We start from the raw sequence: 22,444 nt of genomic DNA on the forward strand, positions 1-22,444 counted from the left end.
CGCCAACTGGACTGAGAATTTTTAGTTGCTCACCGTCCATCCTCCATCCACGGCCAACACCTGACCGGTAATATACCTTGCTTCATTACTCAAGAGAAACACTGCTGCTTGTGCCACTTCCTCTGCATCGAGCAGAGTTCCGGGAAGTGGCTGTTTATGCTTCAAGAATTCGAGGACAGTGGGATCGTTTTGCGCGCGAACACTCATAGGAGTTGCGACGAGTCCGGGAGCAATCGCATTGATGTTGATCTTACTCGCAGCATAGTACGCGGCAGCGGCTAACGTCATTGCGATAACTGCGCCTTTGCTAGCCGCATAGGCGTGAGTGGCGAAAAAATCCCTCTGAGGGGAGTAAGCCAAGACGCTCGCCATATTGAGTATGGTGCCGCGTAGATTCGCTGGCATGACCGGATCTCGACTCAGAAAATATTGAAGAGCACGACGCGAGACTAGAAATGCGGAGGTGGAGTTATTGCGGTGCGTAATCTCCCAACCATCGAACGTGCACTCGTGAAGCGTTCCATCGCCGAATTGGCGCCCGCTCATCCCAACGGCATAAAACACTGCATCGAATTCACCGAATACATGCAGGCACTCTTTGAAAGCCAGCTCGACCCCTTCCTCACTTGCCAGGTCGGCACAGTAAGTGTGCATCGAATCGGACGAGGAAGAAACCGTCGAGACCAACGACCTAATTGCATCGGGATTCCGGTCGACAGCAAATACGCGTGCACCTTCAGCCAGCGCGAGTTGTACTGTGCTGGCGGCCATTCCGGATGCGCCTGCTACAAAGAGCGTTTTGCCTTTGAGCCTCATAGTTTCTCTATCTTGTCCCATGCAATTTCGGGACTAACCCATTCCAGCTTTGGAGAGTTTTTGATCATTGATTACCTCTCTTGGTGTTCTATCAAGAGGATCGGCTGACATGCTATAGGCGCGAGCAGGATTCTCTACAAAGACTGTGTTCAAGTGTTGCTCAGTCCAGCCCTGATCACGCAGTTCCCTGGAGAATGTACCCAGCAAGAAGGAGAGGCCTGGGGAACCGCCAAAGCTGGTCCAGTATCGCGGCCTCGACGCGTCCATTCCCAACATCAACTGATTTAGATAACCATGGCCGGCGAGGCTTACGAGCAAATCTCGCGTAGGGTTATCCTCAGTCTTCCAGCGAAAGGCGGAGTCGTATTCGAGAAATACTCCGGTGGAGAGAACTTCGCGATGATAAGTAGGATCTGGCTTACGATCGAGATGAGATATCACAATGTGAGATGGTTGAACGCCCATTCGGGATAGCAGTTCAATCTGGAGTAAGGCTCCTGTTCCCTGCTCCGTATGCGTCAATATAGGAGCACCTGTCTTGTTGTGTGCGATGGCGGCGGCCTCGAAGACTCTCTGCTCACGGGCTCCAATAACGTCCAAACCACTGGCGACTTTGATGAGACCCGCTTTATGGCCTGTCCGATCTAGAGTTGGCCCGTTTGTATCGTTCGCGTCGATCCCAAGCTCAATCTCCCCAATGAAGATATTCGAAAGCTGCTCAATGGTGGCTCGTTCGGTCCAATGACCGTGTGGGTAGTATTGCTGCAGGTGAACTCCGGTGGGACAAAGAATGTGAACGCCGGATTGGCGAGAGACAGCCGCGAGCTTGGTCACATTACGGCCTCCGCCGCAAGGCATCGAATCTACCATCGCGCGACCACCAGCCGCACGAAACGAGTGGAGCTCCGTCACGATGCGGTCGACATCCTCGAGCAGGAAGTCTGGGTAGTGTTGGGTTACATAGCTGCGATCGATCACGATATGTTCGTGGGCGTAGCAGACTCCGAGGTCGGCTGTGGCAATGTCCCCAAGTACGGTACGGATGATGCTCATGCGATCCGTCCTGCCTTTAGTTCTAGAATTGCGTGAGACGAAAGAAGCCTGTCGCGTAAGAGAGCAAAGGGTAGCGAACGGCTGTCGATATTGTTGCGTACACACAACGCCGCGGCGCTACCCGCAGCCTGCCCCATCGCCATGCATTGAGCCATACTACGCACGCTTGCGTGCGCGTCATGCGTGGCAGAAAAGCAGCGGCCCGCGACAAAGAGATTTTCCAGCTTCTGCGCAAGCAGTGTGCGATATGGAATGCCCACACATTCCCCGTCGGGTAGATACTCCCACTTGGTGGTATCGCCCGGGCCGTGTTCTTCAATGGGCGCACCGCACAACCCAATCTGGTCGTCAAACTGACGGGCAGAGAGAACGTCTTCCCTAGTAAGGACATAATCGCCGATGATTCTTCTTGTTTCACGAACCCCGATCTGCGTTCCAAATGCGGCCAGTTTGGCCTGTTCGTATCCGGGGACACAGTCACGCAGAAAGCGAATATATTCGAGAGCTTGTCTGCGCCCCTCGATTTCCGCAGCGCTAAGAAATGCAGGATCAGTAGCATTGACGACGCCCGCGGCCCGCTTTTCAAATGACCTGACCCGAGTCATGTTCGTGGCCAACACACCGTCCACCGTCGTGATGTGATCGCTGCCTTCCCGGCGAGGAAGTTCATAGCCGTGGTATGCGGCTTCTTTCATGAGCTCGTGAAATCGAGCCTTATCGATAGTGCGGCGCGCTTTGATGTCAACATTGCACATGCGAAACGTGGTCGTGAGCGACTGAGCATCGTGGCGATCGCCAGCTAACTCAAGGGGCACATCGGACCAATAAGAAAGATCAGCATCGCCAGTAGCGTCGACAAAGACTTTTCCTTCAATACATGCCAGGCCTTGTTTGGTTGCTACGATCAAGCTAGTGAGTCGGTTCTCTATAAGCTTGACGTCCTGCACCCAGCAATTCAATAGGATCTGGGCGCCCGATTCCTGGACGAGCTGTTCCCACGCACACTTCAGATAGTCCGGATGGTAAGTAATGCCCAAGCCTGCACCATAGGTGTTTGGGCGTTCAATAATTCTGTCCAGATGTTTGAGTCGAGCGATAACATCGTCTGCTATGCCGCCAACAACTTTATGGGCTTCCGCCCCAGGCGTATAGAAGCCGTAAAAAGTGTCCAACACACCCGTGCTGGTGCCTCCCAAAAATCCGTATCGCTCCAAGAGTAGGACGTTCACGCCTTGCCTGGCCGCTGCAATCGCGGCAGTAGATCCGGCAGAGCCGGAGCCGACGACGACGACGTCGACTTTCGCAATGGGTTGCAGGTCTCTATAAATTCCCATACAGAGTGAACAGAATGTCAATAAAAATGAACGTTTGTCAAGTATACGATCATATAATTTGACGAACGCGAATTGATATGAGTAGAATCGCGAGGCGTCAGTGAAGAGCAATCCACATAAATCCAAACTAGGAAACGGAATGAGCGCGGCAGCCAACTACTTTGATATCGCTATGGAACATTTGCATCGGTTTCGTGCCACGCAAGCTTCAAGTGTCGACGCGGCTGCGGAGATTTGCGCGAGCTCGATCGCTAACGCGGGGCTCGTCTTTGTCTTCGGCTCCGGACACTCTCGCTTCATGTGTGACGAGATGACCCCCCGGCAGGGCGGATTGGTTGGATTTTTTGCTCTCGTCGAACTCGCCTTCTCAAACCACGCAGCCATTGTGGGATCGAATGGTTTACGAGTTCCTCTCGCTCTCGAGAAATATCAGGGTCTAGCCGAGGAGATTCTAAAGAGCTTCAAGTTTGGCCCGAACGATTCGTTCATTCTGGTCTCCACGAGCGGCATTCGACCTCTTATCGTGGAGATGGCGATGGGTGCGCGAGCTAGAGGATTGAAGGTAATTGCCTTGGTCTCTCGTCAACATTCCGAACAATCTTCTGCAAACCATCCATCAGGCAAGAAGTTGATTGATTTGGCAGATGTAGTCATCGATAATCAGTGTCCCCCGGGCGACTGTGCCCAAAAGATAGAGGGGCTCGACTGGCCGACTGGACCAGTCTCCACGCTGACTGGAGCAATGGCAATCAATATGGTTCGCTCGGCTACAGCAGAAAAACTAATTGCACGCGGCGTAAAGCCCGTTGTCCTACCAAGCCATCACTTTCCCAACTTACAAAAGCCCGAAGACGCACTTGAAGACTTTTATGAAGCCTATCGGAAGAGCATAGCCCACCTATACCAATAGAGATTTCTGGGAACCCAGAATGAATGGCATCGCGACTCAAGTAGCTGGTCTTATTGATAAAAAGCATGAAGGTTCCAATAACTTCCTGCTCAAGCTTGCCCTCGTCACGTCGCTCTCCGGCCTGCTTTTTGGATTTGACACTGCAGTCATCAATGGGGCTCTCATTTCATTGGTTCAGCAGTTCAATCTTTCGGCCTGGGACACCGAAATAGCGGCGGGTAGCTTGCTCTTTGGCGCGATGGTAGGTGCTGCAATAGGAGGCAGGTTAAGCGATCGATACGGCCGCCGCCGAATGCTCTCTGCCTCCGCTCTGATCTTTGCCGCCTCATCGGGCGCGACGGCTCTTGCTCAAACGCTCGAACAGTTTTCGGTTGCCAGATTTTTGGGTGGTATTGCAATCGGCGCGGGATCAGTCCTGGCGCCACTTTACTTAGCCGAGATTGCGCCTGCCGATCGCAGAGGCAGGATCGTAACGATGAACCAACTGGCAATTGTTATTGGTATTCTGATCGCCTATTGCGTGAGCTGGGCTTTGGCTTCTACAGGACCGAATTGCTGGCGGTGGATGTTCGGCATTGGAATAATACCGTCGATTGCACTTTGGGGTGGACTCTTCTTTGTACCTGAAAGCCCGCGCTGGTTGATTCAAAGAGGGCGTACCGTCGATGCCGAAAGGATCTTGGCGACCATTACTTCACCGGAGAGTGCACACAGGCAGATTCACGAAGTGAACGAGGCTTTGCAGGCAGAGTTCGGACTACGACAGACGCTGTGGACGAAGCCTTTGCGGCGTCCGATGCTCATCGCTATTGCATTGGCAGTCTTTTCACAGATAACTGGAATTAATACGGTCCTCTATTATGGCTCTATTATGTTTCAGGATCGGTTTAGCGGTCAGAGTGCAACTGCATCGATTGCTATCAATGTTGTAGTGGGTGCGGTAAACCTTATAGGTACTATCGTCTCCCTCTTTATTATCGATAGGTTAGGCCGACGCTTTCTATTGATCTCTGCATCGGCGGGTATGGCTGTATCGCTAGTTTCCATGGCGGCCTGCTTCTTTCTGCAGCGTACTAGTGCGGCGTTAGTCGTGTTGAGTGTCCTATCGTATGTCACTTTTTTTTCTGTCGGCATGGCTCCTGGAATGTGGGCTTACATCTCGGAAGTCTTTCCTAATGCAGTGCGAGGTAGAGCGGTATCCCTTGCCACCGGTAGTCTATGGTCTGCTACGTTGCTGGTGACGGTTACATTCTTGTCTTTAACGAAACGCTTTGGAGTCTCGGGTGCTTTCCTGATCTACGCAGCGCTTTCAGTGCTGTCACTGCTGTTCGTTTGGAAGATGGTTCCTGAGACGCGGGGAAAATCGCTAGAGGAGATTCAACAACTATGGGAGTATTCTCCAACTTTGATGGCGGCCGAAGAATAGGGCATGTCAAAACTCCAATACATCCTGGGGATTGAGTTGGGTGGCGGACACGCGACTTGCGGTATTGTGCACAGGACCGGCGTCGTCGCGAGCAAAACGATCCCGGTTGCCTCGGGTGCATTGTTGCGGCCTCTTCTTCCGAGTCTCGAAGGGATACTTCGTCAGCTTATGTTGGGCGCAAGCATAGATATGTCGCAGTGCTGCGGAGTCGGTCTTGCCTTCTGTGGACTCGTAGATACAAGGCGGAATAGAGTCTGGTGTATCGGTGAAAAATATAACGATGCGATGAATTTAAATCTGGAGTTGTGGTGCCAGGAGACGTTCGGACTCCCCTTTCAACTTGAGAACGACGCTAGATTGGCGTTGCTCGGTGAGTCGGTGGGGGGAGCCGCGAAGGGAGCGAATGATGTTGTAATGATTCTTCTCGGGACAGGGTTCGGCACTGCGGCAATCATGGAAGGCGAGCTGGTAAAAGGCCGCTATTCGCTCGCTGGCGCGAGAGGCGGGCATTTCAGTATCAGTTTAGAGCCGACCAAATGTTTTTGCGGAAATCTCGGCTGTGTAGAGACTGAAGCTTCAACCTGGGGGTTGAATGAGATCAGTAGGAGGTCTGAATTTATGTCACTATCCCGAAAAGCTGGGCAGACTTATTCTGACTTTCGCAGTTTAGGCAAGGCAAGCGAGGAGGGAGATCCGGGAGCAATTGCCTTGCTAGAACACTGTATTCGCGTATGGGGAGCAGCGACCATCACGCTGATCCATGCCTATGATGCAGATACCGTCATCATGGGTGGTGGGGCCGTGAAGGCTTCTCCCCGCATCTTACCGTCCCTAACCCAATATATTCAGCGGCATGCTTGGACACCGTGGGGCATCGTGGATGTCAGGCCAGCACTACTAGGGGAGAACGCAAGTTTACTTGGAATGACAACCCTGTTCGAGACAGCTGACGCTGTGCCTAACCCAATAGGGCGTACATGACGTCGCAGAGCTGCAGAGCAACACTTCTCGTTCGATGAGCGCTAGGGGACGTTACGTACAGCGAGGATCCGGTGGTTTCCCGGAGCTGCATTGAGACCTTTTGCTTCCAGCAATAGCTCGACAGGAGGTAACGCGTTTACGGACGTTACATGGAATCTAGAGAGCAGTTCGTTGCTCGATTCCTCGGAGAGGAGGTATTCGCTGGCAGCTTCCAATGATTCGGCGCTGGTGGCGCTTAGAAGAATGACGTGTCCGGTATTGTCCAGGTTTCGGATAATAGCAACGCGGACGTAGTTGACGGTCAGATTGCCATCCATATGCGGACGATAGTCTGCATTTTCACCAGCGGCAGGTTGCAGATTGTGGACATCGGAGCTGGAAGGATTGTCGGCTTCGGGGACCAGACGGAAGTTGAAGCGAGTCTCGAAGAGTTGGCCCCACGGATCGCTCCACGGCCCTCCGAGGAGGATAACGTTGCCCTGATTCTGGAAGTCACGGACGGAGACGTCATGCGGGTGCTTGATCACGAGTCGCCGTCCGTCGAGGGCCTGACGAAAGGCTGCCCCTATGATTACGGACGATACGTTGGTCTCATTCGCGCCGGTTGCGAAGCGTCGTGCGTTTTCGAGGCGTGGGTCTTGCGACTCGAGGTTTTCTTTAGCGTAAGTGCGATGGATGTAGTCATCCAGGCTCACCTGCCGCCCGAAGATCTGCCTATAGGCCTGAAGGTTGGCGTCTACGGCCACCAGAGCGATGTTGTCCCCTGGAAGGAACAGCTTTCCCAGTACACCGCTGGCTGGCGCAGGGGAAGGAGTAGCCGATCTGATAGCGTACCCTGCGGCAAACGACGCCAATATGATGACAATGGCGGCGAGCCAAACCCAGCGGAAAGATTGCTTTATCGAAGCAGTTTCCAAAGGAGTGATTAGGGGTGGAGTGGGCTCGGGCAGGTCGTCTGAAGTAGGGTCGCCGTCCTTGGGCAGTGACGTAGGGGCACCCGAGAGATCACGGACGACGAAGAAGGGAATGTATTTGCCCTTGGGAATGACAAGAGAGATAGGATCCGCCGCACCCTCTGCACTGTAGTAGTCGTCGAGGCGGTTGCGAAGATGCCGAATTGTTACCCGCACAATGTTGTCTTCGCTCGCGTTATACCCGGCTGGTCGACCGAATACGGCTTGGCCGATGCTCTGCTCTGTGACGTCGTCACTGAAGCCTTCCTCCATCGCATGCATGAGGTGGGCCAACATCGATCTCAGACGCGGCGCCGAAGCAAACGTGCTGCTCTCCAGTAGCCGCAGCATTGCATCGCGCTGCTCAGGGGGAAGTTTTCCCAGGGTAACCGAAGGATTCGTAGTAGCTGCCATAAGTCGCTATCTTACTTTGCGGCAGTAACCTATGGCCCGTTTCCCCGGGAATTGTTGATCTTCCCCGAGAATTCCCATGGTCAAGCATATCTACGCTCCCCATGATTGGGGGCGCTTTGTAACCGCACCGTTCGTCGGAGTGTAGCCATTGAACTACCCGGCGGGCCGAATGCGCGCACACACCTTCGGAGGCACCAGTTGAACCGTCTTCACTCGCTGCACCCATTTGACCCGGCTTACACCCTTCGTTTCTCCATGACGGCACCGACAATAGCACGGCGAGCGTCCGTGGCGTTATCGGCGGCGCTCTGCTTGAGCACTGTCGGCGCGCGGGGCCAGGTAGCGACTGGCGACGTTCTGGGCACTGTTACTGACTCAAGCGATGCGGCTGTCTCCGGCGCGACCATCCGGATTGAAAATACTGGGACGCATATCTCGAAAGAGGCTCACTCGGGAGATAACGGTGCTTACACCTTCACCCAACTTCAGCCCGGGACCTATTCGCTGACTGTGACCGGTCCGGGTTTCAAAACGATAAGCAATCCCTCGCTGAACCTCGTAGCAGGTGACCGTGACCGGGTGGATGTTGCCTTGACCATCGGCGGCAGCAGTGAAACCGTGGAGGTGACCGCTCAGCCCTCCGCACTTCAGACCGACAACACCAACGTTGGTTCGACGATCGACTCCAAGGCCGTGAGCGATCTCCCCCTGAACGGCCGGAACGTCTACGGGTTAATTCAGGTGGCACCCGGGGTGAACGCGGGCGCGCCGAGTTCGCTGACCAGCGGAACCCGTCCTGACGACCGTCGCCAGTCCAGTTCAGTGTCCGCCAACGGGCAGTACGAACTGGTGAACAATAATCTGATCGACGGACTCGACAACAACGAGCGATTCAAAGGACTCATACTGCTCCGCCCATCGGTGGAGGCAATTCAGACTGTTCGTGTCGACACGAACACATACACTGCCGAAGTGGGCCGAACAGCCGGCGCCGCCATCACCATCCTCACCAAGTCGGGCGTCGACCAGTTTCACGGTTCTCTGTACGAATTCTTCCGGAATGACATTACAGACGCACGCAACTATTTTGCCCGAACCAGCGTGCTGCCACGCAAGCCGGAGCTTCGCCAAAACCAGTTCGGCGGTAGCATCGGCGGGCCGATTGTGAAGGGTCGCACATTCTTCTTCGCGGATTTGGAAGAGTTCCGCCAGGTGGACGCCACTGGCACGGTCTACACTTCCACAGTGCCGACCGCATATGAAGTTGATCATCCAGGGGATCTCTCCGATGTTGGCGGTCCGGTGATTACCAGCATCGACGCGACGGCGCTGGCCTACTTCAAGCTTTATCCCCATCCCAATCAAGCAGGCAGCAGCTTCACGCCAGGCACCAGCGTGCCGACTAATAACTATCTCTACAATCCCGCGCGCTCACAGAACACGACCCTCGGAGATCTACGCATCGATCAGCACTTCAAGAACTCTGATACGTTGTTCGGCCGCTACAGCTATAACAAAGTGAACACGTTCGTGCCGGGCCAGTTTCCATCTGTAGGCAACCTCGGTCCCGGCGGTCAGGCGGGCACGTATCCAGGCCTATCGGAGATCACGACGCACAATGGTCAGTTGGGCTACACCCATGCCATCACGCCGAACCTGTTGTTGGATCTGCGCACTGGCTACACCCTTTTTCTGGATCACGTCAATCAGCTAAATGCCGGACAAGCCTTCAATACCGGTGGTGCATACAACATCCCGAACGCCAACGGCTGCATCGGCTGCGACGGTCTCGCGCCGGTAAGTCCCGGTGGCGGTTGGACCGGTCTCGGCGACGCCACTTTCCTACCTATACTCTTGAATGAAAGCGCCTACCAGTACACGGCGGGTATAACCTGGGCGCGCAAGAACCACACGATCAAAGTTGGCGATGCGGTCATCCGTCGCCTTGTCAGCAATCTGCAACAGAACTATGGCAAGCCAGCTATCAGCTTTAACGGCTCGACGCCCATCGCGGCTATCTCTAACTTCTTTAGAGGCCAGCCCTTCAGCTACCAACGGCAGGGGCTCACACGACGCCCACACGTCCGTACGTGGGAAGAGAGCGCGTTTGTCCAGGATGACTGGCGTGCGCTTCCTAATCTCACGTTGAATATTGGGCTGCGCTATGACATCTTCACCGCTCCCAACGAAAAGGAAGGTTTTTTCAGCAATCTGGATTTGAACGCCGCGACCCTAACGGTGAACAGTACGGGTGGGGTGAAGACAAACCACGCCAACCTCGCTCCGCGTTTTGGCTTCGCCTATACGGCAAGACCAAAGCTGGTCCTGCGCGGTGGCTTCGGTATGAGCTTCTACGCCAACGATGTACAGAACGCCTTCTATCTGCAAAATCCCCCTTACGCATTTGCGACAGGCACGCTGACTTCAACTACTCCGATCTCGGCGGGTGTTGTGGCCTTTCCGGCAACGGTTTCTACCACTGCCCTCAGCGGAGCCGTCTGGGCGAAACCCTACAATTACAAGAACGCTTATGTGGAGCAGTTCAACCTGCTGTTACAGCGTGACTTTGGCGGAAACGTCATCACGCTCGGTTATGTGGGCGAATTAGGACGCCACTTGAATGCACAGATCGGTAATTACAACTTGCCCGCACCCAGCGGCAGCGCCGTTGTACCCGCGCTGCGTTATGCCCCACAACTGCCCAATGTGAACACAATCCAGTTCTTCGGCAGCTTCGCCGTGTCCGCATACCACTCCCTGCAAACCAGCTTTGAGCGACGCTTGAGCCACGGGTTGACGCTGAATGCAAACTACACGATGGCACACGCCATGGACAATACCAACAACCAGGGCACCGAGGGTGATGCTGGCTACGGTCTGCAGCCGGCCATCATTAGCCGATATGACTATGGAAACTCCACGCTCGATGTCCGCCACCGCATCGCTACGACCGCCAATTATGCCATCCCCTTCAAGGGTGGCCGGGTGGCGAAGATGATCTTGGGGAGCTGGCAGGTCAACGCGCTTGTCTTCTGGCAGACGGGTTCACCCTACGCCATTACCAGCAATGTAACGCAGAATGGACGCGCCTACATCAACTTGCCGACCGTCACCAGTGATCGCCCGGATCGCGTTCCCGGAGTTCCCCTGTACTCGGCCAGCCGCAGCGCCACAGGAGGAATGTTGAACCCGGCGGCGTTTGCGCGGCAGGCCATCGGCACCGCGGGCAACGCGGGCCGTAACATTGTCTACGGCCCACACCAGCGTCGAGCCGATCTATCACTGTTCAAGACCTTTCCCATTCACGAGACGCTGGCAATGCAATTCCGTGCGGAGTGCTTCAACATCTCCAACACGCCGAACTTCGCGCAGCCCAGTGGCGCCATCAGCAGTTACGCAAGCACACCCGATTCAAATGGCCGCTTCGTCGCTACCAGTGCAAACAACTTCGGTGTCAGCACTGCTACGGCACCGGGATCCGCGGCTCGACAGTATCAGTTTGCCGCTAAACTCACCTTCTAAGCACGTTGGAAGATGATGTGAACTCCCACGTCCCACGATGTAAACCCCGTTCTAACTTCTTCGAGGATCGATGAGCCAGGACCGACGCACCTTTGTAAAGAGTATGGCAGCCAGCCTCATGGCGCCCGCCCTCCGCACAGCAACTGCTGCGCCTACGCCCGATATCGGATCTCAACAGGATGCAGCAAAGACGCGACCGAACGTGGTTCTGATGATCTGCGATGACTTGGGATACGGCGATCTGGGTTGCTACGGCTCCGCGATTCCTACGCCGAATCTTGATCGTCTGGCCGCTCAGGGTACGCGGTACATGAGACACAATTCGGCGCACCCTATTTGCTCGGCCTCAAGGGCGGCTCTGCTCACCGGTCGTTATGCCCCGCGCAGCCATACTCCGGGCGCCCTGTTTCCTCACTCCAAAGGCGTCGATAAGAATGAGCGGACGCTGGCAAATCTCTTCAAGGATGCTGGCTATCAGACGCATGCCATCGGCAAATGGCATCTGGGTGATGTCGACGGCTATTGGCCCACAGATCGAGGCTTTCACAGCTTCTACGGAGTGCCCTATAGCGACGACATGAAGCCCCTGCCGTTGATGCGTAACGTCACCTCATTGGACCGGGATACTGATCGAGATGAATTGACCCCGCGCTACACCGAAGAGGCACTCAAGGTTTTGGAGAACGGTGATAAGCGCCCTTTCTTTCTCTATCTCGCGTATTCCTACCCGCACGATCCCGCACGCGGATCGAAGGCATTCAAAGGCCGCTCGCAGTTTGGCGATGTGGGAGATTCCATCGAGGAGATCGATTGGAGCGTGGGCATGGTGATGGATGCTTTAGCGAAGAGTGGCCGAGCCGACAATACGGTAGTCATCTTTACTAGCGATCATGGGCCGTGGTTCCAGGGTTCGGCGGGCAAAACCCGTGGGCGTAAGGGCTCTACCTTTGAAGGCGGCGTCCGCGTGCCATTTCTCATTCGCTGGACCGACCACATTCCTGCGGCAACGGTTAGCGGCGAGTGGTCAAATCATCTGAATTTACTTCCTACTCTGAGCCATTGGTGTGGTCTGTCCAAATCAAGATTGCCTTTGGACGGCTTCGATGCGAGTGCTACCTTCCTGCACGGCGACCCCGCACCTGCCAAACCAGTACTCTACTTTACGCCGGTGGGCAACATGGTCGTGCACTGCATTCGCGTCGGAGCTTGGAAGCTTCGCGTGGCCCAAAGTGACGGGCAAATCTACATCAACGACCGGCCCGGATCAACAGGAAACTATCTGCTTCCGAAACCAGAACTCTATAACCTCCACACGGATCCGATGGAGTCCTACGACGTAGCGAAAAAGCACCCTGAAATCGTCCGCCAATTACAAACGCAGTTGGATGAGGAGATTCAGACATTTCCTCAGGAGACACAACAAGCGCATGCTGCCCTACAGAAAAACGTTGCAAGTGTTGTGACACCCCCGGGGGCAACACCACGCATACTGACGGGCCCACAGCCGGATTGGGCTTGGGAACCAGAAGACCGGCGCTGAACAGAGGCTTTCAAGTAGCGTCGCCCGCGACATTCTCCGCGCCAAACCATGGTCCCCCTCTCGCACAAGACCTCGTGTTCTCGTAGTGGGTGCTCGGTCCGGTCATGCGGAAGCCGCTCTAAACATCGAACTGTCGTAAATGATGGTCTAGGTTTCGATAAACCAGTGCAGCCCACTGCTGACTCGTGAGCCTTCCAAAAAAGGCATGTGAATACTGAGGGCGGGATGGCGGTGCCGTAGTGATGAAACTGTTGATCGTGGTCAGCAGCTTCGTGCGCTCGCTTTCGAAGTCGCACGCGGTAGAGTGTGCAGAGAGAAGCTCCGGCGCTGTCTGCGAATTACGCCTAAAAGGTATCTCCCGTCTGAAAAACAGCGGCTTGTAGAGTGAACCGACGATGTTTGTGGGAAACGGTTCACGTTTCGGCCGGATGATGCCCATCGCCATCTGTACGCTACAGGTGCAATGTGCAAGGGCCTGGGTGACGGACATGCTGCCCCACTGCCTTACGCTGTCAGGCCGGAGGAGCATCAGGCGCCGTCTTATCTCTTCCGCTGTTTCGGGTTGAAGAAGGTTCTTCATGAAGCTCCGTCGCTCTCTTGGTTGAATTCCATGTTGGATTATCTCGAGACGAGCTGCGTGGGAGCTTCCCACTCGGCGACTACCTCGGCGGGATCGCGATGAGACAACGTCGCGGTGGAAATGGACATCTCCTTTCGTTGCGCTGGAAAATTGAGGCGATTTCTAATCTACTTTTCCCTGATGCGGTTCGAGTTATTAAACATCATTTACATGTTGGATGACATCTAAGTTGAAATGGAGCACTTTTAAGAAGTCTCCACCGGCCGGAATCTGACGGTCAGCCCGGGAGGTTTGAAGTATGAGGAAATCGAGGAAGACGACCGCCGAAACGCGGCAACGCATCATCGAGACTGCATCAGAGGAGTTCCGCCGAAACGGAATCGAAAAAACCGGGCTTTCTGAGTTGATGGCCGCAGCCGGCTTGACCCACGGCGGCTTCTATAAGCATTTCGAATCGAAGGAACAACTTGCTGAAGAGTCGGTCGCATTTAGCATCGATTCGATGATCGAATCCTGGCGTCGCACGCTGTCGAACGCACGACCGAAACGCGGGCTCCAAACCGCAGTCAAGGAATATCTTTCTACGAATTTGCGTGACGACGTGGCTTCCGGTTGCCCCTTTGCTGCTCTGTGCAGCGAGATGGCGCGGGACGACCAATCGGTACGTGAGACTTCAACCACGGGATTCCTGAAGATGGTTGATTTGATCGCCGGTCAACTCGGTGGGATGAGTCGACCAGCTGCGCAAAAAGAGGCGCTATGGATGTTTTCGTCCATGATTGGAGCTGTAGTCATGGCGCGCGTTGTCACTGATCCAGAGATCTCAGACTCCATACTTCGGGAGGCGCGGAAGCATCTTTTGAGGCCTTCGAAGGATATCCGCTAAAAACCCGGAAGAGGTGGGAGAGCTTCAAGAATTACGATAGGCGGCATACCCATCAAGGTGGCCGGCAATGGCGTCGACCATTTAAGAAGCCAATCCTTGCGGTCTCGCGGGGTCAAAGATCGCCTCGCGCTACCTCGCTTCCAAAGCGGCGAACGGGCATTTGTCCGCCGAGTCGCCATGGTGGCTGGGCGAAGGTCGCGATTGCGGCATTAAGCCTGGGGTCTTCTAAGGCCCGGATGACAATTGCCTTTCGGCGACTCGGCCATCGATTCGATAACGAACGCGGGCTTCCTCATCACCGTACCTGATTCTTGATACGTCGCCGTCCTTCGGCAGTCTCTTGTCTCGATTTCCTCATGCTCAATCCTCTTTCGCGGCGCATTTAATCGGAAATTCTGCGTCCATTCCAATTTAGATGTCATCCAAAATCTAAATAGATGTCGGTCGACCTCTAAAAAGGCAATAAAGGGACATCTCCTCATAAAACTGAGAATCTCGCATCTTTCTCGCACAAACGAAAGGAATTGAATATGTCCAAAACTATCCTTATTACCGGCGCGAGTAGCGGTTTCGGCCGCGACACCGCAGAGACGCTTGCTCTTGCAGGCCATACTGTATTCGCTTCAATGCGTGACGTTGCTGGCCGGAACCGACTCCACGCTAATGCTTTGCGTGCAAGGGGCATCTATGTAGGAGAGATCGATGTGACCGACGACGCGTCGGTACAGAAGGGCGTCGACTTGGTCCTCGCCGAGACCGGTCGAGTCGACGTCGTCATCAACAACGCCGGCCTCGGCTCGTTGAACGTCTCCGAAGCGTTTACCTCAGATCAGTTGCGCGAGCTCTTCGATGTGAATGTCATCGGCGTTCAGCGTGTGTTGCGGGCCGTGCTACCGACGCTACGCAGTCAGCACGAAGGCCTGGTAATCAATATCGGCTCTATATTTGGGCGCGTCGTCGTACCGTTCAATGGCGCCTATGCTGCTTCCAAGTTTGCGGTCGAGGCACTCAATGACACATATCGCTACGAACTGTCGCAGTTTTGCATCGACGTGGTTCTGATCCAGCCGGGCTCCTATCCAACGAACATGTTCGTCAGCGCACAATATCCCGGTGACGTCGGACGCGTTGCTGCCTATGGGCCAATCGGGACTATACCCGAGAAGATTCTCCAGACGATCCTGGATGGGTTCAAGAGAGAGAATGCGCCGGATCCACACGATGTGGCAGTAGCCATCGCCGATCTGATAACGCAGTCGAACGGCTCGCGCCCTGACCGTGTGGTCGTGGGTCAAGCTTTCGGCGCGGATCTAATCAATGGAGCAGCGGCGACAGTGCAGTCGAAACTGCTTGAGGCCCTTGGCCTGGCTTTCTTGGCACAATCTCCAGCAGTGCCTGCAGGAGTGTAAATCGACGTTGCGGATCGGGATCAATGCCGGTCCGCAACTCATCGACGAGCGTCCACAGATGGAGCCTCAAACACCAAAAACCGATTGGGAAAACTGACCGTGTTGCTGCACAGCATGTGGCGCAATCGTCAGACCTTCATATCCTTCCCCCAATCTTCCACGCAAGCCATCGTCGCGGCTTGAACCCGCACCAAGAATACACAGGGAAAAAGGGAAAAAAACGACTTTGCTCCAGACGATTCCATCTCGTGTTCGGGGGACTGCGCTCTAGAACCTGGCCAGCAAAGGCCGACTAACAGATAGCAGCCTCGATTCCTCATCATCGGACCCCAACAAGCACCGGGTTCAAAAGAGCCCTCTTCGAGTGTGGATAGAAGTCCGACAGGAACCCAAACAAGAGACCAATCGACAAAAGCGAAAACAAGAGCAAAAAGACTATGAAAAGAAAAACCAAAAGCCCCTTGATTTCTACAGCCGTCTCATAGAAGCCTCTAGGGCCTGAGGTGGCTTTGCGCGCGATTAAATAATCCGGCTGAACTTCGACTATATACGCTTGCTCTGCCATAGGGAAACCGTCCGATCTCTTTACAAAGCTTAAACTTGATGACATTCAATTCCAATTAATCGATTGATTTATACATCAATTTTTATTGATTTTGTCTGAAAATTTGACGTATACTTCAACTATGAAAACTCTTCAGGAATTCGGCGAAGTCGTAGCAGCTACCCGCCGGGAACTCCGGCTGAAGCAGAAGGACGTAGCGGTCCAAGCAGGCATCACGCCGGAGCTGCTCCTGAGATTTGAACGAGGGCAGGTCTCCGAATTCGGTGCGCGAAAGCTTCTTTCCGTTCTCGCAGTCTTGGGCATGGAAGTGACATTCGTGAAGTCCGGCATGTCCGGCTCGCTCGATGAACTGAGGCGAGAACGGGGTAGCGCGTGAAACTCTCCGTCTATGTCCTTGGCCGCGAGGTCGCCGTGCTTGAGTCTGTAGGCGACTTTAAGAGTGTGCTCAACTACCTTCCCAATACGACGACAGACGATTTTGTTTCTTTGACTATGCCGGTTCGCACAGAATCCTACATCTGGGATGACCAGCTTCCTCCGGTTTTGCAAATGAACCTGCCGGAAGGATATCTCCTCCAGGTGCTTCAGGAGCAATTCGGTCCCCATATTGGGGCAAGCCCAATAGCTCTTTTATCTGTGATTGGCAGGAATATGGTGGGACGCATTCAGGTAGCTGCTGCCGGTGCAGTGCTGGAAGAATCCGCCAAGTCGATTGAGGTCGCCGAACTGTTGCAAGGGGACAACTCAGAAGAGGCTTTCGCGGAGCTGGTCCGGCAACACGCGACCAGTGGTGTCTCCGGAGTCCTGCCCAAGTTTCTGGATGTCGAGGAAGAGGCGGCGCCAGATGCCACGGGTTCCGGCAAACAGCTCGGTCCCCATCAAAAAGCTACTTTATTAACCCGTCGTCACATCATCAAAGGCTCTTCGGGGCGGTTGCCATTTGCCGCACTCAATGAGTACTTGTGTATGCAGGTCATAGGAAAGGTGCTTCCCAGCGCGAAGGTCGAGGTATCACGGGATGGCAATGCCCTCGTGGTGTACCGCTTCGATGTGGATGATGAGGGACAGCCACTTTGGGGGATGGAAGATTTCTGCGCTCTGCTTGGTCTGCGTCCCGCACAAAAGTATGAGACAACGTGGGAGCGGATCGCCCGCGCCGTGCGGGATCACGTACCAGGTCCACGTCAGTACGAAACATTCCAACGATTGACCGAAACACTCTTATTGACCTACGCTCTGCATAATGCCGACTGTCACTCAAAAAACGTCGCTCTGCTTTATACCTCGCATGCTGATGTACACCTCTCTCCGGCCTACGATTTCCTGACGACAAGCGTCTACGCGGGCTATCAGCGAAATCCGCCGGGCATATCGTTTCTCGGCAAGAAGACATGGACGCCGGGCAAGAGTCTATCCAAGTTCATCGCGGGCACATTCGGCATACCTTTACGCGAGCAATCGGTCATATTGGAGCGCATCAGTGATGCGGTTGCCGACACCGTGCCTCTGGTCCGTGAAAGGATGTCCCAGCTTCCCGAGTTCAGGGACATCGGGAAGCGGATGCTTCTGGCCTGGCAGGAAGGCATAACTAATCTTCGCGATCGCCGGGCTTACGCTGCCGGGGATTGGCCCGCAGATAAAGTATTTGAAGGCATTTCCGACCCGCCAAAGCTCGAAAACCCAAGGACGATCTTCGGTCGCTCGCCGCTCCTTGGTTCCCGCACCTCGCGCTCGGAAGAGTAGTCATTGCCGTGAACATGAGGTGTCGAATCATATGCGACGCATCATTCCCCCTCGGTTTCATCGGAGAGCTAAGAGATTTTTCTCCAAACATCAGGTCTGCTCGTTATCCTAGGTACTCTCATTATTGTCGCGACCTTTATCGTCAAACATAGCCGATAGAAATCGCGTTAGCGAGCAAGCTTATCGGGAACTGCGGAATAGGCGGCAGGACGGCGGGCGGCCATAGCACCAAAAGCTTGTCGTTAGGTGGATCGAGAAATCCTTCAAGATAGCGTGCCTGAACGTAGTGGTCCTGAGGAGAGGCGCTCATTGCTTTCAATGATCGACCTTCCCTGTCAAAAGCGAGGAAACAGAGGCTTCCAAAGTTTGCCGTTTCCATTACTCCAGAAGCTTCCGCCAAGTCTCGAATCTCATTAGGGCGCAGAAGAATCCGAGCCAGTCATTGAAGCACCCTGATTATCTCGTCCGGGATATCTTCACGCCGTATGTCTTGTAGGACTGCACGTACAGATTCCGCCTTCTGAAGCAGAAGGAATATGCGACTGATATATTTTCATACCGACCGTTCCATCTCAGTCAATAACAACGCAGGACATATCAATGAGCGCTGACCTTAATCACTGTTGATCGAGTGCTGCACTCGCAGGAAGTTGATCCTCACCCAAGGAAGAGAATCCCTCGACGCAATCGCTGGCTTGGTCATGCTGAGGAGCATACTCAGTATCTAATCTTGTAGAGCGTCGCCCTATCGAGGCCATGAGGTGATGCCGGCACGAACCAACGGAGAAATGGCAACCCCAGTTAATACACCCGACTGGAAATATGTTTTTGGCCCTTTTGCAGCAAGTAGCAATCTTCCACGATCCATGCACAAACCCAACAAAGACAAAAGTTCAACGTGGCTTCAAGGGTTGATTTCTCTGCAATGAATAGCAGCAAATTCCAAACGCAACCGGATTATTCCCCTGGTACACAATAGACGCGAGGCTTTCACTGTCTTGTTCTATACTTCCCGGCATGGATACCCGTCTACTCATCGTCCCCGCAGCAGAAGGCTACAGAGTTCACGTATTAGCTCCAGGCAAACCGACCCGTAGTTGGTTGAAGGTCTACCGGACCAAGTCATTTTGTATATGTGAACTACTATGCGCTGACCTGATCAGCCCTGAAGAATCAGAGGAAGCTCTGTCTGAAGATTTCAGTTGCAATTGCACAATGCTGGTTTTTAAGAGAGATGTTCATCCCGACGTATTAAGGGCGATTGGATTTGTCGAACAGAAAATAAACAGGGTGAACTAGACTCGACCGATTACGGATCCTATTTCCCAAATCGGTACGACTTTCAATCAGGCAAAGAGCGGATTCAGTAGACGCCTTGAGGACAAGTGGCTATGCTGGCACGAGTCAAGGATTTGAATTTTCCGATTCTGGCTCCTCTAGTTTTCTGTCGGGCGCAAGTGTTGCTAGTTGTTCCGGTGTGTAAATGGCGTAAGTTCCGTCCGAGAAATGAACGATCAGTTGGTCGCCATCCAGTTGTTCCGAATTCAGAATCAACAGACGTTGCATAATGTTCTCTATTCCGCCGATGGATCGACAGGGCGATTGAATTTTCGTGAACAATCTTGATCAGACGACGGAGTTGACCGTCAGCCATTCGCGTAAGTTCCAACACCTTGGCCGGATGGTCAAGTTCAAGCTCAATGAGATAAACCAAATTGACCAGAGCTTCAACCATCTGATGAAGGTTCTGTTCATTTGCGATTTGATCTACGTCTCGCAAGCAGCCTCTAAGGTTGGTGGTCAACGTGAATCTGCCTTGCGTTGGTGTCGTCAAACCTGAGATGTAACTGGGTAGATGAGGGTTGTTTTTTTAAAAGGCTATGTCAGGCACCTAACAGTAAAACGGGTGACGAACATCTGAGGGGTGTTTTCAGCAATGTTTTTTAGCTCACTGTCCAATTCACGCCGTGTTCTCATCTTAGGCCCTGAAGAAGGGCTGCTGGAGACAAGAACTTTACTCCTTCAAATTGCGGGCTTTATTGCCGACGTTGCTACCACCGCTGATGAGTTCAAGGAATATATCACTCAATCTCAGATTCCCTACGATCTATTTATTCTTAGTCACACCGTCTCAACTGAGGAGCACCAGACGATTGGTGGCATATCGGTGAAGGCAAACATAGAGATCTACAGGCTTTCTTGCTCCGTTCCCCCTGAAGATTTCTTACGTCATGTGAGTGAATTGACGGTGTAGTGATATTGATCTGTTGGCTGGACAACACAGCCGCCTCATGACGCAAAGGTACGTCATAGACTAAGGTGGATATCATGCATATCAAGCTTGCATTCGGCCACACTTCTCTGGGTCAGTTTCGAGTCAATGCCGTTATCTTGGGCGGTCGCAACGCTCCTGAGCCTGTCGTCGCCCAGTACGCACACGAGAGGGTCTTTTTGGAGCTCGTGTCACGGGCAGAGATTACGCCAGAGACTCATGCCCAGATCGTCAAAGCTATCGCTGCTGGCACCACCGCTCCCAATGCCGCAGCTTGCTGTGAAGACGTTGTCCTCTCTCTGAAACAGCTGGAAATCCTTCGCCTTGAGCCTGTACTTCACCAAAGTGCGTGACAAAAGGACTCAGCAGCTTTTGCTTTCTTAGGAGCTCTCCTTGCCTTCGCTAACGAGCTTTCTGCGCAGCCTCAATCTTAGCCTTATACCTCAGCATTGATTCCACGTTGATTGGTGCAGTGGCTAGAATCCTTGGCCTCCATCGTTAACCTTAAGACGACCTCGACTAAGCTCAACACGCTGAAACTGGGGATGAGCAAGTCTTTAACTGTGCCTCTGGTGTGCGATTCGCATGCTTAGCTCCGTGACGCGGTTCGATTGCGATAAAGAGATTGCGATCTGAAACGACCCGCCCGTTGGCTAGAACCGCAACGATAGGAAACCGTCGTGACTCCTCAAAGGTGTCCGTAGCGTGATCCGGCCGGCTACGTTTAGGCATCACTGATGCTCTTAGCAGTTCCAGCCCCGCTTCCCGGGTGAAATTAAGCCCGTAATCAATCTCTTAGGCACAACAGAACTCCCCACGATCCTAGACATTTTGGCTCCCAGGGTCGAATGGAGGCACGCTTCTGGACAGCTGTAGTTTGAGTGACGCAATACAATTGACGACCCTAGAGAACAGCTACGTGCACAACACCGCTTCGAGTTAAGCACGGTGTGCACCAGCGAAGTGGGGAGATCCGTTGACACGCGTGATCGCGGCAGAGTCTCTTATCCAGGTTTGGCATAGATATGTGCGTACGTGAGCACGCCCATATCCATTTTGCGGGAGAGATTATATGGAGTTACCTGCGGCGGCTTCGACCAAAATCTGGCGTGAGTCCTCTAGGGAAATGGGTTCGGGCGAAATGGGGCTCGGGCACGGCTGTATTGACGCGGAAATCAGCCATCTCCCTATTGAAGCCAATCCCGAAGGCGCTCTCGGATTCATGACAAACAAGATGGCAGCCGGCATCGTGTAGGTCTTCGATGAAACCAGAACGAGCAGCAGACCGCGACATCACATGCCCACAGTCTGCGTCTCGGGTTAAACAGTGCGGATAAGACCAAGCTGAGTGAGTGCGGTGACACCATCGTCGAGACCAATTTCTTCGACGATCTTGCCGTTCTCAAGGCGCAGCACCGTCGTTCCAGTGAAGTGCATCTTGCGACCCGTCGCAGCCGGCAACGATCCTGCCAGGAAGTCGGAGAATGCGGGCCCGCTGTGCGTGCCGCCACCGACCCACCGACCAACGACATAGTCGCCTTCGGCGATGAGATCTGCTGCTCCGCCGAAGCTAAGGTCTGGGAACGCAGCGCGGAAATCAGTCATGAACGCCTTTATGTCATCGTGTCCGCGGCGGGGCTCGTGCAACGAATACTGCAAGAGCATATCCGGTGCGGCGAGTTCGTCAATGATGCTGAGGTCCCACGTAGAACCCCAGAAGCTGGTGAACCAACGACCTACGATGGCTTTATTCTCTTGTTCTTTCGACATAGTGTTCTCCTTATGCAGCGGATGTTGGCGAAGGCCGGTATGGCGTTCGTCTCTGCATCTCGAAAGTTATTTCGTTGTCGGGGGAAAGACACTCCGTATCTTGCTTTCGAACTCGAGCACAGGTTTCCTCGAGGAGGTTGGACTTTGAGAGCAAGGAACGGAGTGAGATGAGCGGCTGAAGTTGTTACCTTATGAGAACGCTTGCAATAGAAATGAGAGGAGGAGGCGATGGTTGACAGCGACACATTACCCCCCCCACGACACCGTCGT

At 53.9% G+C, this 22,444-nt stretch carries 21 protein-coding genes; 13 read left to right on the forward strand and 8 right to left on the reverse strand.

Annotation, left to right across the window (positions count from 1 at the left end; genetic code table 11):
• Positions 1 to 21 precede the first annotated feature (21 nt).
• Genes HB393_RS20645 through HB393_RS20655 form a run of 3 tightly spaced genes read right to left on the reverse strand, consistent with a single transcriptional unit; the run spans position 22 to position 3,359 of the window.
• Positions 22 to 816 (reverse strand): SDR family oxidoreductase, encoded by a 795-nt coding sequence (locus HB393_RS20645; RefSeq protein ID WP_213807100.1) that lies wholly within the window; start codon positions 814 to 816, stop codon positions 22 to 24.
• A 33-nt stretch (positions 817 to 849) separates the two neighbouring features.
• Positions 850 to 1,869 carry a hypothetical protein gene (locus HB393_RS20650; RefSeq protein ID WP_213807101.1) on the reverse strand — a complete coding sequence of 340 codons (1,020 nt, stop codon included), beginning with the start codon at positions 1,867 to 1,869 and terminating at the stop codon, positions 850 to 852.
• Positions 1,866 to 3,359 carry an FAD-dependent oxidoreductase gene (locus HB393_RS20655; protein ID WP_213807102.1) on the reverse strand — a complete coding sequence of 498 codons (1,494 nt, stop codon included), beginning with the start codon at positions 3,357 to 3,359 and terminating at the stop codon, positions 1,866 to 1,868. The genes HB393_RS20650 and HB393_RS20655 overlap by 4 nt, the downstream gene beginning before the upstream one ends.
• On the opposite strand from HB393_RS20655, the gene HB393_RS20660 reads away from it, so the two are divergent.
• From HB393_RS20660 to HB393_RS20670, 3 genes are read left to right on the forward strand one after another with little or no spacing between them, the layout of a single operon-like run.
• The gene (locus tag HB393_RS20660) at positions 3,343 to 4,113 is read left to right on the forward strand and encodes an SIS domain-containing protein (RefSeq protein WP_213807103.1); all 771 of its coding nucleotides are present in this window, start codon (positions 3,343 to 3,345) and stop codon (positions 4,111 to 4,113) included. The genes HB393_RS20655 and HB393_RS20660 overlap by 17 nt on opposite strands.
• A 19-nt stretch (positions 4,114 to 4,132) precedes the next feature.
• Positions 4,133 to 5,539, forward strand: coding sequence for a sugar porter family MFS transporter (locus tag HB393_RS20665; RefSeq protein WP_213807104.1), 1,407 nt, complete (start codon positions 4,133 to 4,135; stop codon positions 5,537 to 5,539).
• A 3-nt stretch (positions 5,540 to 5,542) separates the two neighbouring features.
• On the forward strand, positions 5,543 to 6,520 hold the full coding sequence (locus HB393_RS20670; protein ID WP_213807105.1) for an ROK family protein: 978 nt from the start codon (positions 5,543 to 5,545) through the stop codon (positions 6,518 to 6,520).
• A gap of 41 nt (positions 6,521 to 6,561) precedes the next feature.
• Here the strand turns inward: HB393_RS20670 and HB393_RS20675 are convergent, their stop codons facing one another.
• Positions 6,562 to 7,887, reverse strand: coding sequence for a hypothetical protein (locus HB393_RS20675; protein ID WP_213807106.1), 1,326 nt, complete (start codon positions 7,885 to 7,887; stop codon positions 6,562 to 6,564).
• A 198-nt stretch (positions 7,888 to 8,085) separates the two neighbouring features.
• On the opposite strand from HB393_RS20675, the gene HB393_RS20680 reads away from it, so the two are divergent.
• Both HB393_RS20680 and HB393_RS20685 read left to right on the forward strand, forming a co-directional pair.
• Positions 8,086 to 11,409, forward strand: coding sequence for a TonB-dependent receptor (locus HB393_RS20680; RefSeq protein WP_213807107.1), 3,324 nt, complete (start codon positions 8,086 to 8,088; stop codon positions 11,407 to 11,409).
• A 70-nt stretch (positions 11,410 to 11,479) separates the two neighbouring features.
• Positions 11,480 to 12,949, forward strand: a complete 1,470-nt coding sequence (locus HB393_RS20685) for a sulfatase-like hydrolase/transferase (protein ID WP_213807108.1) — start codon at positions 11,480 to 11,482, stop codon at positions 12,947 to 12,949.
• Positions 12,950 to 13,067: 118 nt separating this feature from the next.
• Here the strand turns inward: HB393_RS20685 and HB393_RS20690 are convergent, their stop codons facing one another.
• Positions 13,068 to 13,529, reverse strand: coding sequence for a DUF1569 domain-containing protein (locus HB393_RS20690; protein ID WP_213807109.1), 462 nt, complete (start codon positions 13,527 to 13,529; stop codon positions 13,068 to 13,070).
• A 298-nt stretch (positions 13,530 to 13,827) separates the two neighbouring features.
• Between HB393_RS20690 and HB393_RS20695 the strand changes: the two genes are divergently transcribed.
• The 4 genes from HB393_RS20695 to HB393_RS20710 all read left to right on the forward strand — a co-directional run bounded on the left by HB393_RS20695 (position 13,828) and on the right by HB393_RS20710 (position 18,132).
• Positions 13,828 to 14,415 (forward strand): TetR/AcrR family transcriptional regulator, encoded by a 588-nt coding sequence (locus tag HB393_RS20695; protein ID WP_213807110.1) that lies wholly within the window; start codon positions 13,828 to 13,830, stop codon positions 14,413 to 14,415.
• Positions 14,416 to 14,945: 530 nt separating this feature from the next.
• Entirely contained in the window at positions 14,946 to 15,824 is an 879-nt protein-coding gene (locus tag HB393_RS20700) for an SDR family oxidoreductase (RefSeq protein ID WP_213807111.1), read from the forward strand.
• A 686-nt stretch (positions 15,825 to 16,510) separates the two neighbouring features.
• Positions 16,511 to 16,765, forward strand: a complete 255-nt coding sequence (locus tag HB393_RS20705; protein ID WP_213807112.1) for an XRE family transcriptional regulator — start codon at positions 16,511 to 16,513, stop codon at positions 16,763 to 16,765.
• The gene (locus tag HB393_RS20710; protein ID WP_213807113.1) at positions 16,762 to 18,132 is read left to right on the forward strand and encodes a type II toxin-antitoxin system HipA family toxin; all 1,371 of its coding nucleotides are present in this window, start codon (positions 16,762 to 16,764) and stop codon (positions 18,130 to 18,132) included. Before HB393_RS20705 ends, HB393_RS20710 begins: the two co-directional genes overlap by 4 nt.
• A gap of 142 nt (positions 18,133 to 18,274) precedes the next feature.
• Here the strand turns inward: HB393_RS20710 and HB393_RS20715 are convergent, their stop codons facing one another.
• Both HB393_RS20715 and HB393_RS20720 read right to left on the reverse strand, forming a co-directional pair.
• A complete protein-coding gene (locus tag HB393_RS20715; protein WP_213807114.1) occupies positions 18,275 to 18,511 on the reverse strand; it encodes a hypothetical protein in 237 nt (78 codons plus the stop codon).
• 1,025 nt (positions 18,512 to 19,536) lie between these two features.
• On the reverse strand, positions 19,537 to 19,698 hold the full coding sequence (locus HB393_RS20720; protein WP_213807115.1) for a hypothetical protein: 162 nt from the start codon (positions 19,696 to 19,698) through the stop codon (positions 19,537 to 19,539).
• 46 nt (positions 19,699 to 19,744) lie between these two features.
• Between HB393_RS20720 and HB393_RS20725 the strand changes: the two genes are divergently transcribed.
• From HB393_RS20725 to HB393_RS20740, 4 genes are all read left to right on the forward strand, one after another.
• Positions 19,745 to 19,972: a hypothetical protein gene (locus HB393_RS20725; protein ID WP_213807116.1), complete on the forward strand. Its 228-nt coding sequence runs from the start codon at positions 19,745 to 19,747 to the stop codon at positions 19,970 to 19,972.
• Between the two features lie 84 nt (positions 19,973 to 20,056).
• On the forward strand, positions 20,057 to 20,386 hold the full coding sequence (locus HB393_RS20730; RefSeq protein WP_213807117.1) for a hypothetical protein: 330 nt from the start codon (positions 20,057 to 20,059) through the stop codon (positions 20,384 to 20,386).
• A 74-nt stretch (positions 20,387 to 20,460) separates the two neighbouring features.
• The gene (locus tag HB393_RS20735; RefSeq protein WP_213807118.1) at positions 20,461 to 20,757 is read left to right on the forward strand and encodes a hypothetical protein; all 297 of its coding nucleotides are present in this window, start codon (positions 20,461 to 20,463) and stop codon (positions 20,755 to 20,757) included.
• A gap of 719 nt (positions 20,758 to 21,476) precedes the next feature.
• Complete coding sequence (locus HB393_RS20740) at positions 21,477 to 21,659, forward strand: hypothetical protein (RefSeq protein ID WP_213807119.1); 183 nt, start codon at positions 21,477 to 21,479, stop codon at positions 21,657 to 21,659.
• 65 nt (positions 21,660 to 21,724) lie between these two features.
• Here the strand turns inward: HB393_RS20740 and HB393_RS20745 are convergent, their stop codons facing one another.
• A complete protein-coding gene (locus HB393_RS20745; RefSeq protein WP_213807120.1) occupies positions 21,725 to 22,174 on the reverse strand; it encodes an ester cyclase in 450 nt (149 codons plus the stop codon).
• Positions 22,175 to 22,444: the final 270 nt, after the last annotated feature.

Origin of the sequence: Granulicella sp. dw_53 (genome assembly GCF_018449545.1) — a bacterium.
Classification (GTDB): Bacteria; Acidobacteriota; Terriglobia; order Terriglobales; family Acidobacteriaceae; genus Edaphobacter.

Coding starts and splice junctions, on each gene's coding strand:
- HB393_RS20645 (WP_213807100.1), bottom strand. CDS start 816: ATGAGGCTCAAAGGCAAAACGCTCTTTGTAGCAGGCGCATCCGGAATG.
- HB393_RS20650 (WP_213807101.1), bottom strand. CDS start 1,869: ATGAGCATCATCCGTACCGTACTTGGGGACATTGCCACAGCCGACCTC.
- HB393_RS20660 (WP_213807103.1), top strand. CDS start 3,343: ATGAGCGCGGCAGCCAACTACTTTGATATCGCTATGGAACATTTGCAT.
- HB393_RS20665 (WP_213807104.1), top strand. CDS start 4,133: ATGAATGGCATCGCGACTCAAGTAGCTGGTCTTATTGATAAAAAGCAT.
- HB393_RS20670 (WP_213807105.1), top strand. CDS start 5,543: ATGTCAAAACTCCAATACATCCTGGGGATTGAGTTGGGTGGCGGACAC.
- HB393_RS20675 (WP_213807106.1), bottom strand. CDS start 7,887: ATGGCAGCTACTACGAATCCTTCGGTTACCCTGGGAAAACTTCCCCCT.
- HB393_RS20685 (WP_213807108.1), top strand. CDS start 11,480: ATGAGCCAGGACCGACGCACCTTTGTAAAGAGTATGGCAGCCAGCCTC.
- HB393_RS20690 (WP_213807109.1), bottom strand. CDS start 13,529: ATGAAGAACCTTCTTCAACCCGAAACAGCGGAAGAGATAAGACGGCGC.
- HB393_RS20695 (WP_213807110.1), top strand. CDS start 13,828: ATGAGGAAATCGAGGAAGACGACCGCCGAAACGCGGCAACGCATCATC.
- HB393_RS20700 (WP_213807111.1), top strand. CDS start 14,946: ATGTCCAAAACTATCCTTATTACCGGCGCGAGTAGCGGTTTCGGCCGC.
- HB393_RS20705 (WP_213807112.1), top strand. CDS start 16,511: ATGAAAACTCTTCAGGAATTCGGCGAAGTCGTAGCAGCTACCCGCCGG.
- HB393_RS20715 (WP_213807114.1), bottom strand. CDS start 18,511: ATGGAAACGGCAAACTTTGGAAGCCTCTGTTTCCTCGCTTTTGACAGG.
- HB393_RS20720 (WP_213807115.1), bottom strand. CDS start 19,698: ATGCAACGTCTGTTGATTCTGAATTCGGAACAACTGGATGGCGACCAA.
- HB393_RS20735 (WP_213807118.1), top strand. CDS start 20,461: ATGCATATCAAGCTTGCATTCGGCCACACTTCTCTGGGTCAGTTTCGA.
- HB393_RS20740 (WP_213807119.1), top strand. CDS start 21,477: ATGGAGTTACCTGCGGCGGCTTCGACCAAAATCTGGCGTGAGTCCTCT.
- HB393_RS20745 (WP_213807120.1), bottom strand. CDS start 22,174: ATGTCGAAAGAACAAGAGAATAAAGCCATCGTAGGTCGTTGGTTCACC.